General features: G+C 30.4%; 19 protein-coding genes. 10 read left to right on the top strand and 9 right to left on the bottom strand.

The features are described from left to right. Positions 1-23 precede the first annotated feature (23 nt). The 3 genes from N2251_RS01565 to N2251_RS01555 form a co-directional block, all read right to left on the bottom strand. Complete coding sequence (locus tag N2251_RS01565; protein ID WP_260584930.1) at positions 24-1,607, bottom strand: peptide MFS transporter; 1,584 nt, start codon at positions 1,605-1,607, stop codon at positions 24-26. A gap of 71 nt (positions 1,608-1,678) precedes the next feature. Then, complete coding sequence (locus N2251_RS01560) at positions 1,679-3,238, bottom strand: peptide MFS transporter (RefSeq protein WP_260584929.1); 1,560 nt, start codon at positions 3,236-3,238, stop codon at positions 1,679-1,681. Positions 3,239-3,248: 10 nt separating this feature from the next. Next, on the bottom strand, positions 3,249-5,393 hold the full coding sequence (locus N2251_RS01555; protein WP_260584928.1) for a S9 family peptidase: 2,145 nt from the start codon (positions 5,391-5,393) through the stop codon (positions 3,249-3,251). A 142-nt stretch (positions 5,394-5,535) separates the two neighbouring features. On the opposite strand from N2251_RS01555, the gene N2251_RS01550 reads away from it, so the two are divergent. The 3 genes from N2251_RS01550 to N2251_RS01540 all read left to right on the top strand — a co-directional run bounded on the left by N2251_RS01550 (position 5,536) and on the right by N2251_RS01540 (position 9,116). Further along, positions 5,536-6,807, top strand: coding sequence for a hydroxymethylglutaryl-CoA reductase, degradative (locus tag N2251_RS01550; protein ID WP_260584927.1), 1,272 nt, complete (start codon positions 5,536-5,538; stop codon positions 6,805-6,807). Positions 6,808-6,892: 85 nt separating this feature from the next. Next, positions 6,893-7,822 carry a GYDIA family GHMP kinase gene (locus N2251_RS01545; RefSeq protein WP_260584926.1) on the top strand — a complete coding sequence of 310 codons (930 nt, stop codon included), beginning with the start codon at positions 6,893-6,895 and terminating at the stop codon, positions 7,820-7,822. An 85-nt stretch (positions 7,823-7,907) separates the two neighbouring features. Further along, positions 7,908-9,116, top strand: coding sequence for a BaiN/RdsA family NAD(P)/FAD-dependent oxidoreductase (locus N2251_RS01540; protein ID WP_260584925.1), 1,209 nt, complete (start codon positions 7,908-7,910; stop codon positions 9,114-9,116). 77 nt (positions 9,117-9,193) lie between these two features. On the opposite strand, the gene N2251_RS01535 is transcribed toward N2251_RS01540, so the two are convergent. From N2251_RS01535 to N2251_RS01515, 5 genes are all read right to left on the bottom strand, one after another. Next, a complete protein-coding gene (locus N2251_RS01535) occupies positions 9,194-9,640 on the bottom strand; it encodes a KTSC domain-containing protein (RefSeq protein WP_260584924.1) in 447 nt (148 codons plus the stop codon). An 82-nt stretch (positions 9,641-9,722) separates the two neighbouring features. Then, positions 9,723-10,307, bottom strand: coding sequence for a hypothetical protein (locus N2251_RS01530; RefSeq protein WP_260584923.1), 585 nt, complete (start codon positions 10,305-10,307; stop codon positions 9,723-9,725). Positions 10,308-10,396: 89 nt separating this feature from the next. Then, complete coding sequence (locus N2251_RS01525) at positions 10,397-10,681, bottom strand: hypothetical protein (RefSeq protein ID WP_260584922.1); 285 nt, start codon at positions 10,679-10,681, stop codon at positions 10,397-10,399. A 22-nt stretch (positions 10,682-10,703) separates the two neighbouring features. Further along, entirely contained in the window at positions 10,704-10,937 is a 234-nt protein-coding gene (locus N2251_RS01520) for a hypothetical protein (RefSeq protein ID WP_260584921.1), read from the bottom strand. Positions 10,938-11,027: 90 nt separating this feature from the next. Further along, the gene (locus tag N2251_RS01515; RefSeq protein ID WP_260584920.1) at positions 11,028-11,363 is read right to left on the bottom strand and encodes a hypothetical protein; all 336 of its coding nucleotides are present in this window, start codon (positions 11,361-11,363) and stop codon (positions 11,028-11,030) included. Positions 11,364-11,885: 522 nt separating this feature from the next. Here N2251_RS01515 and N2251_RS01510 point away from each other — a divergent pair. The 7 genes from N2251_RS01510 to N2251_RS01480 are packed head-to-tail and all read left to right on the top strand — an operon-like array spanning position 11,886 to position 17,826. After that, the gene (locus N2251_RS01510) at positions 11,886-12,614 is read left to right on the top strand and encodes a sensor histidine kinase (RefSeq protein WP_260584919.1); all 729 of its coding nucleotides are present in this window, start codon (positions 11,886-11,888) and stop codon (positions 12,612-12,614) included. Beyond that, the gene (locus N2251_RS01505) at positions 12,607-13,314 is read left to right on the top strand and encodes a LytR/AlgR family response regulator transcription factor (protein ID WP_260584918.1); all 708 of its coding nucleotides are present in this window, start codon (positions 12,607-12,609) and stop codon (positions 13,312-13,314) included. The genes N2251_RS01510 and N2251_RS01505 overlap by 8 nt, the downstream gene beginning before the upstream one ends. Before the next feature lie 35 nt (positions 13,315-13,349). Next, positions 13,350-14,435, top strand: a complete 1,086-nt coding sequence (locus N2251_RS01500; RefSeq protein ID WP_260584917.1) for a diphosphomevalonate decarboxylase — start codon at positions 13,350-13,352, stop codon at positions 14,433-14,435. Between the two features lie 12 nt (positions 14,436-14,447). Then, entirely contained in the window at positions 14,448-14,942 is a 495-nt protein-coding gene (locus N2251_RS01495) for a toxin-antitoxin system YwqK family antitoxin (protein WP_260584916.1), read from the top strand. A 51-nt stretch (positions 14,943-14,993) separates the two neighbouring features. Next, a complete protein-coding gene (locus N2251_RS01490; protein ID WP_260584915.1) occupies positions 14,994-15,920 on the top strand; it encodes a mevalonate kinase family protein in 927 nt (308 codons plus the stop codon). Positions 15,921-15,929: 9 nt separating this feature from the next. Next, the gene (locus tag N2251_RS01485) at positions 15,930-16,847 is read left to right on the top strand and encodes a geranylgeranylglycerol-phosphate geranylgeranyltransferase (RefSeq protein WP_260584914.1); all 918 of its coding nucleotides are present in this window, start codon (positions 15,930-15,932) and stop codon (positions 16,845-16,847) included. A 46-nt stretch (positions 16,848-16,893) separates the two neighbouring features. Then, on the top strand, positions 16,894-17,826 hold the full coding sequence (locus N2251_RS01480; protein WP_260584913.1) for a pseudouridine synthase: 933 nt from the start codon (positions 16,894-16,896) through the stop codon (positions 17,824-17,826). Positions 17,827-18,024: 198 nt separating this feature from the next. On the opposite strand, the gene N2251_RS01475 is transcribed toward N2251_RS01480, so the two are convergent. Continuing rightward, a partial coding sequence (locus N2251_RS01475; protein ID WP_260584912.1) for a transposase occupies positions 18,025-18,439 on the bottom strand: 415 nt, incomplete at its 5' end.

The following is an 18,439-nucleotide window of genomic DNA, read 5'->3' as shown; positions in this document are numbered from 1 at the left end:
AACCTTTTTATAAGATTTTAATGCTACTTAACTCCGTGCATTAATTTTTTAACCACAGGTGTTAATGCCATTAAAATTAAACCTGCAAGCATTGGTACAATAGTAAAAATTAAAAAGAATGTACTCATATCATAAGCGGCAGTAATTTTATCAATCATACCTCCCATAGAACCTGCAGCTTTATTACCCATACCAACTGCAATATACCAAAGACCAAACATTACACCTATAGTAGATGCCGGTACAAGTTTTGACACGTATGATAAACCAACTGGAGATAAACATAATTCACCTAAAGTATGTAACAAATATGCTAATATTAACCAAATCATACTTACAGATGCTGTTTGCGCTCCTTGTGGAATTTCAGATGAACCATAAGCTAACACTCCAAAACCTAATCCTAAAAGAACTAATCCCATACCAAATTTAACAGTTGCTGGAGGATTAAATTTACTTTCCCAAATTTTAGAAATTAACGGTGCAAAAGCAATAATATAAAATGAATTTAAAATAGAAAACCATGAAGCCGGAACTTCAGTTTTTACATCGCTAAATTGATTTTTTAACATCCAAATAACAATACACCAAATAATAGCAAAACTTGTACCTAAGAAAATATTAGATAAAGCATATTTTTTAAAAGTTATTTTAAATAATTGAAATAAAACGTATGTTATTATTAATAATGGCACTACTGTTAATAAAGTATTTGCTATTCTAAATATATTAGCAGAACTCCCTTCTAACACTCTATTTGTATAATCTCCTGCAAAAATAGTCATAGAACCACCCGCTTGCTCAAAAGCAGCCCAAAAGAATACTGTAAAAAAAGCTAAAATACCAACAACAATATAACGATCTCTTTGAACATTAGCTGGAACTTCTTCTTCAACAATAGATGATTTCTCTTCTACATTTTCAATTGCATCATTGTACTCAATTGTTTTTGATGGTGACAACCCGATACTTCCAAAAATACCTTGAGAAAACCAAAACTGTAACATTCCTAAAAACATAAATATCCCTGCCAATCCAAAACCATAATGCCATCCTGAAGTTTCTCCAACATATCCACACAATAGAATACCTACAAAAGCACCTGCATTTACTCCCATGTAAAAAATTGTAAATGCTCCATCTTTTTTCTCTTGTGCATTTTTATAGACACCATTAATAATAGAAGTAATATTTGGCTTAAACAAACCATTCCCTGCTACTAAAAACCCGATACCTAAATACAAACTCCAAGGTGTATCTAAAGCCATTGCCGCATGACCTAAAGTCATAATTAACGCACCTATAGCAACCGCATATCTGTACCCTAAAAATTTATCAGCTAAATATCCTCCAATAATTGGCGAAAAATATACCAACATTGTATAAGTACCATACAAACTCAATGCATCTTCTCTAGACCATCCCCAACCTGGATTATCTCCTGTAATTGCTGATGTTAAAAATAATACTAAAATTGCACGCATTCCGTAATACGAAAAACGTTCCCACATTTCTGTAAAGAAAAGAACAAATAAACCTGATGGGTGCCCCATCAATAATTTACGATTCATTTCAGAACCCTCAAATCTAATAGTGTTTGTACTCATATTTTTGTTATATAATTTATGAATGAAAAAAACCTTGTAATAGTAAATATTACAAGGTTTTGTTTTTATTTTTAGTTGTTATCCGCTAATTCAAATCCTTCAGCTTCTTCATTTTTTAAATCTCTTTCTTTCTCTTCTGCTCCGTGAGTTAAACGCTTTAATGGTTTTAACATTAAAATGAATACTCCACCAATTAATACCGTAAAGATTAAAATTCCAGAGAAAATAGTTAATTCTCCAAAATCAGATGCAGATTCACCAATAATACCAGCTACTTTGTTTCCTAAACCTGTAGCCGCAAAATAAACTCCCATCATTAAAGCTGCGTATTTTACTGGCGCTAATTTTGTAATGAATGATAATGCTACTGGTGAAATACATAATTCACCAATTGTATGAAATAAATAAGCTAATACTAACCAAATCATACTAGAAGTTCCTGATTCTTCAAACTGCATTGCTGCAAATACCATGAATAGAAAACCAAACCCCATTATAATAATACCTAAAGCCATTTTCAATAAAGAAGAAGCTTCTTTTCCTTTCAACTTTCTTTTTGCCCAAAAACCTGCGACACCTGTTGCAAACAAAATAATAAATCCTGCATTTAAACTTTGAAACATTACTGTTGGAATTAACCATCCAAATAAGTTTCTGTCAGTATTAGTTTCTGTGTATAAGTTCATTAAACCTCCAGCTTGCTCAAATGCTCCCCAAAAGATAATAACCATTATAAAAGATAATAGAAGCACTAAAAAACGATCTTTAAAAACTTGCGTATCTAATTCTTTGTAAATCATCATTAATAACGCTGTTATTGCAGTTAAAAATAGAAATAACAATCCAAATCCCCATCCTAATTTATACCATCCTAAAAATGATGCAGCTAATAATAATCCTGTAAAAAGTAATTGTTTAGGTGAACTAAATAATTTAGAATATAATTGTCCGTACGAAATTGAGTTTTCATCATTTTCACTTGGTACGAAATTACCAACTTCTGTTAAGTATTTTTGCCCGTATATATAGTTTATTAATCCTAAAACCATCACGATACCTGCTAAACCAAAACCAGCATGCCATCCCCATTTAGCTACTACTAAACCGATTACCATAGTTGCTAAAAGCGACCCTAAATTTATCCCTATGTAAAAGATAGAAAACCCTTTATCTCTTCTAATATCTCCTTCTTTGTATAATCCTCCTACCATTGTAGAAATATTCGGTTTTAATAAACCTACCCCTAAAATAACTAAACCTAAACCTGTATAAAAAGCCCAAGTATCAGTTAATATCAACACTCCATGTCCTAAACATAGAATAATGGCTCCAAGCAGCACAGATTTTTTTTGCCCTAATAATTTATCTGCTATCATTCCTCCAGGAATAGACATTACATAAACAAGCATTGTATACCATCCATAAAGAGCAAGAGCTTCCTTACTAGTCCATCCTAAACCAGCACCTCTTGGATCGTCTCCCATAGCTGATGTTGTCATATACAAAACTAATAAAGCTCGCATACCGTAATATGAAAATCGCTCCCACATCTCTGTTAAAAATAAAATATACAAACCTACTGGTTGTCCAAAAAGTTCTTTTTGATGTGCTTGTTTAACTGCTGTGTTCATATTTATTATTTTATAAGTTGTTTTTAATAAAATTCGTCATTTTTGTATACAAATGCATACGCGTATTACCACCGTAAATTCCATGATTTCTGTCAGGATACATTCCCCACTCAAATTGCTTATTTGCCTGAATTAAAGCCTCTGCCATTCTGTAAGCATTCTGTACATGTACATTATCATCACCTGTTCCGTGAATTAATAAATACTTACCTTTTAACAATTCTGGATAGTTTAATGGAGAATTATCGTCATATCCTGTCGGATTTTCTTCTGGAGTCCTTAAAAAACGTTCGGTATAAATACTGTCGTAAAAACGCCAAGTGGTAACTGGTGCTACAGCAATTGCTGCAGAAAAAATATCGTTTCCTTTTAACAAACAATTGGTACTCATATGACCACCAAATGACCATCCCCAAATACCGATTCTTTTTGCATCTACATATGGTAATTCTGCTAATTTCTTAGCTACAGAAATCTGATCCTCAGTTTCGTGCTTTACCAAATTCATGTAAGTAACTTTCTTAAAGTCTCTTCCTTTAAAACCAGTTCCTCTTCCATCAACACAAACAACCATATATCCGTTTTGTGCTAACATTTGATGCCAATAATCGTTAGAACCGTTCCAGCTATTCTTAACATTTTGTGATCCTGGTCCAGAATATTGATACATTAATACCGGGTATTTTTTATTTACATCAAAATTAGCCGGTTTAATTGTGTACATGTTTAAGTCGTTTCCGTTTACATTAATTGTAGAAAACTCTTTTTTACTTAAATTATATCCTGCAATAACCTCTTTTAAAGCAGCATTGTCTTTTACTGTTTTTAACACATTACCAGCAGCATCTCTTAAAGAGTATACATTTGGAGTATTAGCATCAGAAAAAGTATTGATAAAATAATGCCTGTTTTTACTAAAAGACGCACTATTTGTTCCTGAAGGATTACTAATTATTTTTTTATTTTCGCCTGTTAAAGAGATACTATAAACACCTCTATTAATTGATCCATTTTCTACCGATTGATAATACACCGTGTTTTTATCAGCATCAAAACCATAATAAGAAGTTACCTCCCAGTTACCTTTTGTTACTTGATTAATTAACTCACCTTTATTGTTGTAGTGATAAATATGATTAAAGCCATCTTTTTCACTCGTCCAGATAAAACTATTATCATTTAAAAATGTTAAGTCATCCGTTACATCAACATAAGCAGCATCAGTTTCATTTAAAATTAAGGTAGTATCGTATGTTTTTGCATTAATAAAATACATTTTCAAATCATTTTGATGACGATTTAAAGTACGCACAGCTAAAACATTATCATCTTTTGTCCAATTAATTCTTGGAATGTACTCATAATCTCCAAAAATTATTTTAGCAGTTCCGTTAGTTGCTAAAGAGTACACATGCAAAGTAACTTTTGCATTATCCTCTCCTGCTTTCGGATATTTAAACACTTCTTGTGTTGGGTATTTTCCTTTCCCATATACATCCATCGAAAAAGTTTTTACAGCACTTTCATCAAAACGTAAAAAAGCAAGATTACCTCCATTTGCACTCCACTCAAAAGCGCGTACAAATCCAAATTCTTCTTCGTAAACCCAATCGGTAATACCATTTATTATTTTATTTTTTTCTCCGTCACTTGTAACCTGAACAATCGTATTACTAGAAAAATCTCTTATAAATAAGTTATTATCTTTTGCATAAGCTACTCTTTTGCTATCTGGTGAAAAAGTTGGTCGTTGAATATCTTCTCCAATCAATTTTAATGTTTTTGAAGCAATATCATATACATAAAATGTACCTAAGAAAGAACGACGAAATATAGGCTTAAAATTTGTTCCTAAAATTAACTTTGTTTCATCGCTATTAAAACTATATGAGCTAAAGGTTTTTAATCCGTTTAAATCTTTACTATCTACAATTGTAGCTACTTTTTCTAAAGTTTTATAGTCGTATTTATCTACTGATGAACTTCCGTTTTTATAATTTAATAATGAATAAAAATCACCATTCATTGAGTTTAATGAATTCATGTAATCGGCTCTAAACGTGCCTTTTTTCCAAATATCTTCTAAAGAAATATCTTTTTTTTGTGCCTGTAACAGTGAAGATATTCCAATAAAAAGTAATAGTATTTTTTTCATCTTAAGTTGTTGTTTATCTAAAAAGTTTGCCAAGTTTACGGAAAAATCATCAAAAAACACATCTAAAAAGTTAGAAATCCTAAATAAGAAGGCTATTTTAACAGGATTCATTTATCTTTGAGCCACCTAAATTTTATAGAGAATGTCTAAAATTATTGCTGGATTTTCTAAACTTACCAAAGAAGAAAAAATAGATTGGTTATCTAAAGCATATTTTAATGACCAACCTGAAATTATACAAACACTAAAACAATATTGGAATGTAGATGATAAATTACAACAACTACATGACGATTTTATAGAAAATACGATTTCTAATTTTTACATGCCATATGGTATTGCTCCTAATTTTATTATAAACGGATGCGATTATGTAATACCAATGGTTGTTGAAGAAAGCTCTGTTGTAGCAGCTGCATCTTTAGTAGCAAAATACTGGAGTACTCGTGGTGGTTTTAAAACCAAAGTTATTGCTACCACCAAAATTGGTCAGGTACATTTTATGTACGAAGGTGATAAAAAGGAATTAGAAAACTATTTTGATAAACAAAAATCTAAATTATACGACGCAACAGCTTCCATTACTAAAAACATGGAAAAACGCGGTGGTGGTATTTTAGATATTCAACTAGTTGATAAAACAGACAAACTTGCCAATTATTACCAACTACATGTTACTTTCGAAACGAAGGATAGTATGGGCGCGAATTTTATTAATTCGTGTTTAGAAGCAATGGCAAATCAGTTTAGACGTGATGATATTGAAATTGTAATGAGCATCCTTTCTAACTACGTTACAGATTGTGTGGTTAAAGCAGAAGTGAGTTGTAAAATTGAAGATTTAGGAGGTAAAGACCCTCATAAATTTGCTCAAAAATTCGAGCAAGCGGTAAAAATAGCCGAAATAGAACCTTACCGAGCCGTTACTCACAATAAAGGAATTATGAATGGTATAGACGCTGTTGTTTTGGCTACAGGTAACGATTTTAGAGCTATTGAAGCTGGTGCACATGCTTACGCATCTAAAGACGGACAATACAAAAGTTTAACACATTGTGAGATTAAAGAAGGTGTTTTTAAATTTTGGATTGAAATTCCTTTAGCACTCGGAACCGTTGGTGGCTTAACAGCCTTACATCCGATGGCAAAATTATCGTTAGATATGATGCAAAAACCATCTGCAAGAGAGCTAATGCAAATTATTGCTGCTGCTGGTTTAGCACAAAACTTTGCCGCATTACGTGCTTTAACAACTAAAGGAATTCAGCATGGGCACATGAAAATGCACTTGCAAAATATTTTAAATCAATTAGAGGCAACCGCAGAAGAAAGAAATGCTATAACGGCTTATTTTAATGAAAGAACCGTTTCTCATAGCGCTGTAATTGATAAATTTAAAGAGTTAAGAAAATAATATTAATTATCTCCTCGAGCGCAGTCGAGAGGTTAAATTACAAACATTAAAAGAGGTTTCGACTGCGCTCGACCTGACAATTGTATTGGAAAAATATTATTCTAACGGAAAATTATTATTAACAGGTGAATATGTTGTTCTTGATGGAGCAACCTCATTAGCTGTACCTACTAAGTTTGGACAGGATTTAATTATCGAACCGATAAAAGAATCACAACTTATTTGGGCTAGTTTTACCAATACTGGCGAATGCTGGTTTGAAGCTACTTTCGATTTACCAAAATTGCGTTTAACCTCAGCTACTTTTAATGCTGATAAAGAAGGAAATGCAGAAACTATTGCTGAAACTTTATCTGATATTTTACACGAAGCTAAAAAGTTAAACCCTAATTTTTTAAATTCTGATGATGGTTTTATCGTAAAAACAAACTTAACTTTTCCTCAAAATTGGGGATTAGGAAGCTCATCTACCTTAATAAACAACATTGCTAATTGGGCAAATATAAATCCGTTTACTTTATTATGGAATGCCTTTTCTGGTAGTGGTTATGATATTGCTTGTGCTAGTCACAATTCCCCAATTTTATATCAATTAAAAGAACAACAACCTATTGTTAGCGAGGTAAAATTTAACCCTAGTTTTAAAGATGATTTGTTTTTTGTGTATTTAAATCAAAAACAAAATAGTAGAGAGGGAATCGCACAGTATAAAGAACATCGAGAAGAAGCTAAAAAGCTAATTCCGGAGATAAATGAGCTAACTCAGGAGTTTTTAAAGGCTAATTCCTCTATGAATTTAGCGAACATAATAATTGAGCATGAGCAAATAATTAGCTCGATTATCAAACAAATTCCAGTTAAAAAACGCCTTTTTCCTGATTATTTTGGTGAAATAAAAAGCTTAGGTGCTTGGGGTGGCGATTTTGTTTTAGCAACAGGTAATGAAAATACCTCAACATATTTTAAAGAAAAAGGCTACACTACAATCGTTCCTTATAAAGAAATGATTTTATAAATCAAAACAGGTCTCGACTGCGCTCGACCTGACAAGTTAATTTTAAAATGTCTCCTCGAGCGCAGTCGAGAGGTTTTTCTACAAAATGAAAAAAGTAATTATAATTGGTGGTGGTGCAGCAGGTTTTTTTACAGCGATAAACGCTAAAGAAAATAATCCTGAATTAGACATTACCATTCTCGAAAAAGGAAAGGAAGTTTTACAAAAAGTAAAAATTTCTGGTGGTGGTCGTTGTAACGTTACTCATGCTTGTTTTGAACCGAAAGAATTGGTGAAGTTTTATCCGAGAGGAGAGAAAGAACTTTTAGGACCTTTTCATCAGTTTATGACTGGTGATACTTTTGAATGGTTTGATGACCGAGGAATTCCTTTAAAAATTGAAAGTGATAATCGTGTGTTTCCTGAAGCAAATACCTCACAAGCCATTATAGATTGTTTTCAAAACGCTGTTGATAACCTTGGCATTAAAGTGTTAAAAAACCACGGTGTAAATTCAGTTTATCAACAAGAAAACAAATGGGTTATCAACACAAAAGAACAACAATTTGAAGCGGATTCTTTAGTTATCGCTGCTGGTAGTTCTAAGAAAGTTTGGGATTTATGTAAAACCCTAGATCATGCTATTATCGAACCTGTGCCTTCTTTGTTTACTTTTAATATAAAAGATAAACGAATTATAGATTTAGGCGGAATATCAGTACCAAATGCCGCAGTAAAATTAGTTGGAACAAATTTAGAAAACTCTGGTCCTTTATTAATTACACATTGGGGATTAAGTGGGCCCGCAATTTTAAAACTCTCTGCTTTTGGAGCACGAATATTAGCTGATAAAAACTATCAATACAATGTTGAAGTAAATTGGTTAGGACAAGATTTTGATAGTGTTTTAGATGAATTGTCTGATCTTAAAAACGCACAAGCTAGAAAACAGGTAAATTTAAAATCTCCTTTTACAGATATCCCTCGTCGTTTATGGGAACGTTTTGTTGCCGCTGCAGAAATTAAAACCACTCAGAATTGGGGTGATTTAAGTAATAAACAGTTACATAATTTAGCTACTCAATTAACAAAAGGCTTATTTAACGCAAACGGTCGTACAACTTTTAAAGATGAATTTGTAACAGCTGGCGGTGTAGATTTAAAAGGAATAAACTTTAAACGTTTTGAAAGTAGACTACATAAGAACCTCTTTTTTGTAGGTGAAGTTTTAAATATTGATGCAGTTACCGGCGGATTTAATTTTCAAAACGCTTGGACAGGCGGATTTATTTGTGCGAAAAGCATTGCTGAATAATATTATTTTACACATAAAAAAGACCATTTACTATCTTTAGCAAATGGTCTTTTTTAATAATATCGTTTAATTTTATATTAAACTGTAGCTGACGCTTTCATTGATTTTCTATAGGTAAAAGAATTAAAAATGTTTCTTTTCCCGAAGTTATTTATCGACTTGGCGTTTAAAAATTTTAAGAACATTTTTTTAGTAACTCCAAAATACTCGTAGGTATTTCCGTCAGTAAAAGTAACTTCTAACAACATGCTTTTATGATGATAATCAGCTACTTTAAATTCTGTAATCGTTGTATGATATGCTGCTGCATGTGCCTCTTTAGTTTCAGGAGCAATACTTACTAAAAAATGATAACCATCAATAATTTTAGTACTTACATCTTCTGCCTCTAACCTCTTTTCTTCTTCCTGAAATTTATCTGGGTGCCATTCTTTTACCAATCCTCGGTACGTTTTTTTCAAGTCCTTTAAATCGATAGCTCCTTCAACACTAAAAAGCTTTTTATATTCTTTAATACGTTTCATTTGTATGAAATAATTTAGCCCGCGAAATTACTTAAAATATCTGAATATGAGATAGAAAGCTATTTAAATTTTAAAAAAACATTTAATAACTCATAACTGTACCAAAATACAATAACTGAAATGTTTTTACATCTAAAAGCAAACAGTTCATTGCCATCATAATTCCGTAATTAGATCTATCATAAAAACGATATGCAAAATAATCTAATTCATTTTCATCAAAATCATAAAAAACATCACTCGTTTTAAAATGTTCGTCCGAAAAATTAGATATTTGAGACAGTTTATGTACATTTATTTTAATAACATAATTATACAAACTATCTATTTTAATTTTTAATTTCTCTCCTTTAAAACTTAAACCGCCACTTTTTTCAAAAAGGATATTTTTATAAAAATCATCGGTTAACATTTCATATAAAACCTGTTCGGTATTTGCTTCATTTTGGAGTGTTTCAATATATTTTGATAAGTTATTTGACAACCTATTAAATTCCGCTATTTTAATTTTAGTTTTTTGAAACATTAATGGTTTTTTCGACGCTTGTTTTTCAAAAAAAGAAGTACGCCCTGCTATCAACTCGTTATTTATCCGAATAGCCTCAGTAATTGATTTATGCGCTGTGTAAGTAGAAAATTTATGCTGTGCAATTGCGGTAAAGCACATTAAAAACACTGTAAAAAAAAGAAACCTATCTTTCATTAAAATAATTTTAGTGAAAGATAGGTTATTTTTATGAATCTTATTCACAAAGATTATTCCTCTTCGTAACAATTAAAAACAATGGTGTAACCGTATTCTATTGCTTCATTGTAAAACTCTTTTTGATCTTCATCAACATCATCTGCAGAATCTAACGTAAAATATTCTTCTTCAATTTCAGATACTTTCCAACCTTCATCTTTTATATAATGTTTGGCAAGTTTAAGCGCTCCTTCGATATCTTTATAATCAATATACAAACTTACATAAGCTCCTACAACTTCATCATAATGTTCTGATGATTTTTTTGGTTTTGCTAAGGCATTTATTAAAAACATAATTCTATTTTTTTAAGTTTAATTAAGCTAATTCTCCTCTGTGAGGTTTTAAAGCATCTCTAAAAATTTTCATAATACTTTCATCAACTATTATAAAAGCAATGGTATGCATTGGATTTAACTCTGTATGATTTACCTCATCATAAGCCAAACCATCTATTTGGGCAAACTCTTTTAAATGAATGCAATGATGCTTTGCCGTTGCTAATCCATCAGGGCCTTTAAAATCCCATATTAGTTTTATTTTTCTATCCACAATTTATGTGTTTTATAAAAACAAAAATACTCATTTCTATGATTGAAATGAGTATTTAAATAAACTAACTGATTTTAAGAATTTTGCTATTTACTTTTTCTTAATTGCTAAACCTATAAGTCCTAATCTTCCTATTAAAAAAATTACCAAACCAAAAGTTGGCTCTAATAAACTATACTTCATACCTCCAGCCAAAACTTGTGGAGCTATTTCATTTGCTCTTTCCATAACCCCAAGTGCTTCTATCCAACCAATAACAAAACATAAAACTCCAAAAAACAAAGCAAACAAACTAATCTCTTTTATTAAGTTTGAGTTTTTATCTGTGTTGTTTTTAATTCCTTTAAAAATAAAAAACACTACCAGTATTAGTAAAATTAACAATGGTATTCTAAATTCTAAAGCGCCATCTGTAATAAATCTCATAATATTATATTTTAAGTTATTTTATGGTAAAAGTATATTCAACTTATAATTCTTTTTATTTAAATAGATAGATCGACAATTTAAGTACATAGATAACAAGAATAGCGCTTAAACATTAAATTATGTAAAACAACTCACTAAAGATGCAATTAATCGCATATTATTTTTTTATTAGTAAAAAAAATGTTCATTTGTAAAATGAAAAAAAAAATTCAGTGTCTTTTAAAAAAAACGATATTGCACCTATTTTTTTGGCTTATTGTATATTTTTTCTTTTATTCTTTTTTTAGTATTGGCTCCGCAAATATTAATTTTTTACTTTACTTTTCAATAACACTCTCTGCAATCGCAATAAGTGGCTCATATGTTATAGGTTATAAATTAGTTCCAGAACTTTTGATATTAGAAAAATATTGGAAATTCTCTCTTTATGTAGCCTATCTAATAATTTTTATACTTTTTAGTGTTTTAGTAACTGTTCTTTTTGGATTTATGTTCTTTTTTAATCTAGAATATAAACAAATGCCCGATTTAACAAAAAACACCTACGTAATATTTGTTTGCGTTATTTTAATAATAGTATTGTTTACAAGCTTTAAAATATTAAAACACAATTACAAATCTAATGAAGAGAAAAAAAATATAGAGAACAAATTCTTAGCAACGCAATTGCAACTAAAGGAACAAGAAGTAAAGTTTTTAAAAATGCAAATCCACCCGCATTTTTTATTCAATACTTTAAACACCTTGTATGGTTTTGCTTTAAAAAAAGCAGATGATGCTCCTGAAATGATTTTAAAACTATCAAACTTATTAGATTATATTTTGTATCAAGTAGACAAACCTTTTGTTTTTTTAGAAGATGAAATTAGTCATATTGAAAACTACATTTCGCTAGAAAAGATGCGCTTTCAGGATAGCCTACACGTAAATTTCAATAAAGAAATACATCAAGATAACATTCTAATTGCGCCAATGTTATTATTGCCTTTTGTAGAGAATTCTTTTAAACACGGAACCCAAATTAACGGAATTTTAAGAGTTGACATCAATTTAAAAACAACCGATAACTCGCTATTTTTTGATATCAAAAATTCAACAAAAGATAGTTTAGATTCAAAAAAAGGCATCGGTTTAGAAAACATTAAAAAACGATTAGAAATGCTGTACGGAAAATCGTGTCAACTAAATATTTCACAAACAAAAAACAGCTATAAAGTTGAATTAAAAACACCTTTAAAAAATGATTAATAAATTACGCTGTGTTATTGTTGATGATGAACCTATGGCTAGAGAAATAATAGCTTCATTTATTGAAAAAACACCAAACTTAGAGCTAATTAAAATGTGTAAAAATGCTGCTGAGTCAATTATTTTTATGCAAAATGAATCTGTAGATTTATACTTTCTAGACATTAATATGCCAGAAATTACTGGTTTAAGTTTAGCTAAAATTATCAATAAAAAATCTAAAATAATTTTCACAACCGCCTATAGAGATTATGCTATTGACGGATTTAATTTAAACGTGGTAGATTATTTATTAAAACCAATTGCTTTTGATCGTTTCTTACAAGCTACTCAAAAAGCATTAGATATAAACACACCTATAACCAACGATAAAACTAAAGAAATCGAACCCGATTATATATTCGTAAGAGCAGATAGAAAGATGGTTAAAATAAACTTTAGCAATGTTTTATACATAGAAAGTTTAGGCGATTATGTAAAAATATTTACAGATACAAACACTATTGTAACAAGAGAAACTATTAGTAATTTAGAATTGAAATTACCCCTAAATAAATTTATTCGAATTCATAGATCATACATCGTTTCTACTAAACAAATAACCTCTTATACAAACGAATTTATTGAGATTAATAAAAAGGCAATACCTATAAGCAGAAGCTACAAAGAATCCGTTTTACAAAAATTAGCAAAAGTGTAGTCTAAATTTTTATCTTTACTGCAAAATTTAAACCTTTGAATACAGCACTTTTTATTTCAAAAGAATCAAAAAAAACAATTGAAAAAGCTTCTTATACTTGGCAAACGCCAAGTAATATTGCTTTAGTAAAATACTGGGGGAAAAGCAATCCGCAAATTCCCAAAAACGCATCGATAAGTTTTACACTTAACAACTGCCATACAATTACTACGATTGAGTTTTTAAAAATTGAAAAATCAAGCGAAGCAAAATTCGAGTTGTTTTTTGAAGGAAAAAAGAAAGATGATTTTAAACCAAAGATCACTAACTTCTTTGAAAGAATTAAACAATACTGTCCTTATATTTTAGAATATAAAATGGTAATTTCTTCTAAAAATTCTTTTCCTCATAGTAGTGGAATTGCTTCTTCAGCAAGTGGAATGAGCGCAATAGCAATGTGTTTATTAAATTTAGAAAAAGAATTAAACCCTGATTTAACAGATGAATTTATTAATAAAAAAGCCTCTTTTTTAGCTCGTTTAGGTTCTGGTAGTGCTAGTAGAAGTGTAGAAGGCCCGTTGGTAGTTTGGGGAGAACACCCTGAAATAAAAGGTAGTTCAGACTTATTTGGAGTGAAATTCCCTAATGAAATTCACCCTATTTTCGAAAACTATTGCGATACTATTCTTTTAGTTGACAAGGGAGAAAAGCAAGTTTCATCAACCGTAGGGCATAATTTAATGCACAATCATCCGTATGCCGAACAACGTTTTAAACAAGCAAATGAAAACTTAGCAAAGCTATCTAAGGTTCTTCAAAATGGAGAAATTAAAGAATTCATCAATTTAGTTGAAAGTGAAGCGTTAACACTACATGCAATGATGCTTACAAGCAATCCGTATTTTATTTTAATGAAACCAAATACGCTAGAAGTTATCAATAAAATTTGGGAATATCGTGCTAAAAACAATAGTAATATTTGTTTTACTCTTGATGCTGGAGCAAACGTACATGTACTTTACCCAAACGCTGAAAAGACTGAAATTGAGCTATTTATTAAGAATACGTTAGCAACTTACTGCCAAAAAAATCAGTATATTTGTGATAGTGTGGGTTTTGGAGCAAAATTCTTACAATCTTAAATTTCTAATCTTATGAAAACTTCAACATTATTAATAGTTATGTTTATTGGGTTTTTATCAACTACAATAAACGCTCAAGATACTATTTGGTTCGACAAAAATTGGCAAGAGACTTCTAAAGAGAATCATGAATACTACAGGCCATCGCCTAAAAAAATAAAAACAGGTTTTTGGATTGTAGATTACTATAAAAACGGCCAAATTCAAATGGAAGGATACAGCACTAATAAAGTTCCCAACAAAGAAGTATTTGATGGTTTAGTAATGTATTATCATGCAAACGGAAAGAACTTTCATAAAGCAAACTACATCAACGGAAAACTAGATGGTGTACGCAAAGTATTTTATGAAACAGGAGAACTTAAAGAACAAGGAAAATACACAGAAGGTGAAAGAAATGGTGTTTGGAAAACCTTTTATAAAAACGGAAAAATAGAAACAAAAGGAAAGTACCGAGACAATGTAAAAGTTGGTGTTTGGAAGACTTTCTACAAAAATGTATACTAGTTTGTAAACTAGCACTTTTACTTGTACTTTTGCTAAGTAATTAAAAAAACTATGAAAGGACCTTTATTTTACGCTAAAATTTTACTTTTTGGAGAATATGGAATCATAAAAGACTCCAAAGGATTAGCGATTCCTTTTAACTCATATAAAGGAGTGTTAAAATCTGCTAGTAATTTAACTGGCGAAGCTAAAAAATCAAACGATAATTTACTTAAGTTTTATCAATACTTAAGTATTTTAGATACTGATTTAGTTTCTTTTGATTTACTTTCATTTAAAAATGATATTAATAACGGCATGTACTTCGATTCATCTATACCACAAGGGTATGGTGTAGGTAGTTCAGGAGCTTTAGTTGCTGCTATCTATGATCAATATGCAAACAATAAAATTACTGTTTTAGAAAACTTAACACGTGATAAACTGTTAATTTTAAAACAAGTTTTTTCTTTAATGGAATCTTTTTTTCATGGAAAAAGCTCTGGACTAGACCCTTTAAATTCTTATTTAAGCTTACCTATTTTAATCAACTCGAAAGAACATATTGAGCCTGCAGGTATTCCATCTCAAAAAGAAGGAAAAGGTGCTGTTTTCTTATTAGATTCTGAACAAGTTGGTAAAACTGAACCAATGGTAAACATCTTTATGAATAAGATGAAAAACGAAGGATTCCGAAAAATGTTAAGTGAAGAATTTTCTTTACATACCGATGCTTGTATTGATGATTTCTTACAAGGCGATATAAAATCATTATTTGGTAACGTAAAAAAATTATCGAAAGTAGTTTTAACGAATTTTAAACCAATGATTCCTTCTGCTTTTCATAAAGTTTGGGAAAAAGGAATTCAAACCAACGAATACTACTTAAAACTTTGTGGTTCTGGTGGTGGTGGTTATATTTTAGGTTTCACTGAAGATTATGAAAAAGCACAAACAAGCTTAAAAGATTATAAATTAGAATTAGTGTATCGATTTTAAAGTGCGATCATGAATGCATTAAAAATAAATACATTTTTTAAAAAAATATTTAGCCTACTATCAGTCGTTAGGGGTTATAACATTTTAGTACTAATAGCAGCCCAATACTTGGCTGCTATTTTTATTTTCTCTGATCAAAAATCTGTAAAACCAGTACTTTTCGATTGGCATTTGCTTTACTTAGTGATTGCTACGGTAACTACTGTAGCCGCAGGATATATCATTAATAATTTTTACGACAAAAAATCTGATCAAATAAATAGGCCCATAAAGTCAAACTTAGACTCTTACATAAAACAAGAAACTAAATTATCTTTATACTTTGCCTTAAACTTTATAGGTTTTGGTTTTGGCTGGCTAGTATCTTGGAGAGCTGCTTTCTTTTTTGCTATATATATATTCGGAATTTGGTTTTATTCACACAAACTAAAAAAACATCCTTTTATAGGCTTACTAAGTGTTACTGTTTTAACAATACTTCCTTTTTTTGTAGTTTTTGTACATTTTAAAAATTTTTCGAAAGTAATTTTTGTGCATGCAATCTTTCTTTTTCTAATTATAATGATTCGTGAATTAATCAAAAATTTAGAAAACATTAAAGGTGCCATAATAAATAACTACACTACTTTCCCTGTTAAATACGGAGAAAAAAACACCAAAAAGTTAATCATCTTATTAATGATTTTAACCTTAATTCCGATAGGTGTTTTATTTTACTACCCTGCAATCGAGTACATGAAATATTATTTTTACTTAGCAGCTTTTGTTTTGTTATTTATAGGTTTTTACACATGGAAAGCAACAAAAACGAATCAATATCGCCTATTACACAACATTTTAAAGATATTATTGTTAATAGGAGTATTTAGTTTACTTTTTATTGATAAGTCTTTAATTCTAGACAAAGTAGTTATCGTTTTAGATTAGAAATCAAATAATTACCGTACATTTGCACCCTTTTTAAAATTTAATTATGAATTCAAAAAACTCGTCGAGAGGACGACAGGCTGACAAGAACAGCAATCCTCGTGAAAAAAAATCATTTAAATCGGATAATAGATCTGATAAAAGCGACAAACCAGCTAGAAAATCATCAGAAAAACCAAGATTTGCAACTAGCGCTTCTAACAACAAAAAACAATTTAACAAAGACCTTAAAAAATCAGTATCTAGTAAACAAACTAGTACTGATGAAAGCACAGGTATTCGTTTAAATAAATACATTTCTAATTCAGGAATTTGTTCTCGTAGAGAAGCTGACACCTATATAGAGCATGGTAGTGTATCTGTTAATGGAAAATTAATGACTCAAATGGGGTACAAAGTACAACCTACCGATGAAGTTCGTTTCGACGGAACATTAATTTCTATCGAGCAAAAACGTTACATCTTATTAAACAAACCAAAAAACTATATTACCACCATGGAAGATGACCGTGGGCGTAAAACAGTAATGGAAATTGTTGCAGACGCTACTAAAGAACGTATTTACCCTGTTGGAAGATTAGATAGAAACACTACTGGTTTATTATTATTTACTAATGATGGTGAATTAGCTAAAAAATTAACACACCCAAAACATAACGTCCGTAAACTTTATCATGCTTCATTAGATAAGAAATTATCAATATCTGATTTAGACAAATTACGTGGCGAGGTTATTATTGAAGGTAAAAAAGTTTTTATTGATGCCGTTTCTTATGTAGAAGGTGAAAGAAAAACAGAAGTTGGTATTGAAATACACTCTGGAAGAAACAGAATTGTACGTAAAATTTTCGAAAACTTCGGATATACAGTTACCAAACTAGATCGTGTTGTTTTTGCTGGTATGACTAAGCGTAATTTACCTCGCGGTAGATGGCGTGAATTAACCGCCCAAGAAGTAAATACATTACAAATGTTATAAAAAAAACCTCACTTTATAGAGGGCACTGAAAAAGCAACTCTTTTTGAAATTTAACTTTAAAAGCGATTAAGAAATGTTACATTTCTCTTAATCGCTTTTTGTTTGCTGTACTTTTTTTGATAAAGTCTTATGTTATATAAAAATTGGGTAAAACAAACCGTTTTTTAACTGCTATTTTAGGCAACTCTGACTTTCTTACTAGCTTAATTTGATTATTCTTTTAAGGTTAACCGCAAAAATTGTCATCGCTCCCTGGATTTCCATATTTGTGATACCATATGATGTAGCTCTTGCAAAACCATGCGCATTTTTTAACTCTCCGTTTTTTGCTTCAATCTTGTAACGGTGCTTCGCTTTTTCTTTAAAATAGTCGGTTTCTTGAAAAGCCATTTGTTCTTTATGAATAGTTGATTTTATGCTTACCGAATAAGTTTTTGATTTAGCACCATCTTTATAACAACCTTTCTTTAAAGGACATCTTTTACATTTTTCTACATCGAAATAATAGGTGTTTACTTGGTTTTTCCCAACATCTTTTTTCCCTTGTTGTGCTTTTCTAATGGCTAAGTGCCCTGCTGGACAAACAAACATATCAGCATCTTTATTGTAATCA

The sequence above is a fragment of the Tenacibaculum haliotis genome (genome assembly GCF_025215075.1).
Lineage (GTDB): Bacteria > Bacteroidota > Bacteroidia > Flavobacteriales > Flavobacteriaceae > Polaribacter > Polaribacter haliotis_B.
This window is presented reverse-complemented; position numbering and strand designations above follow the sequence as displayed.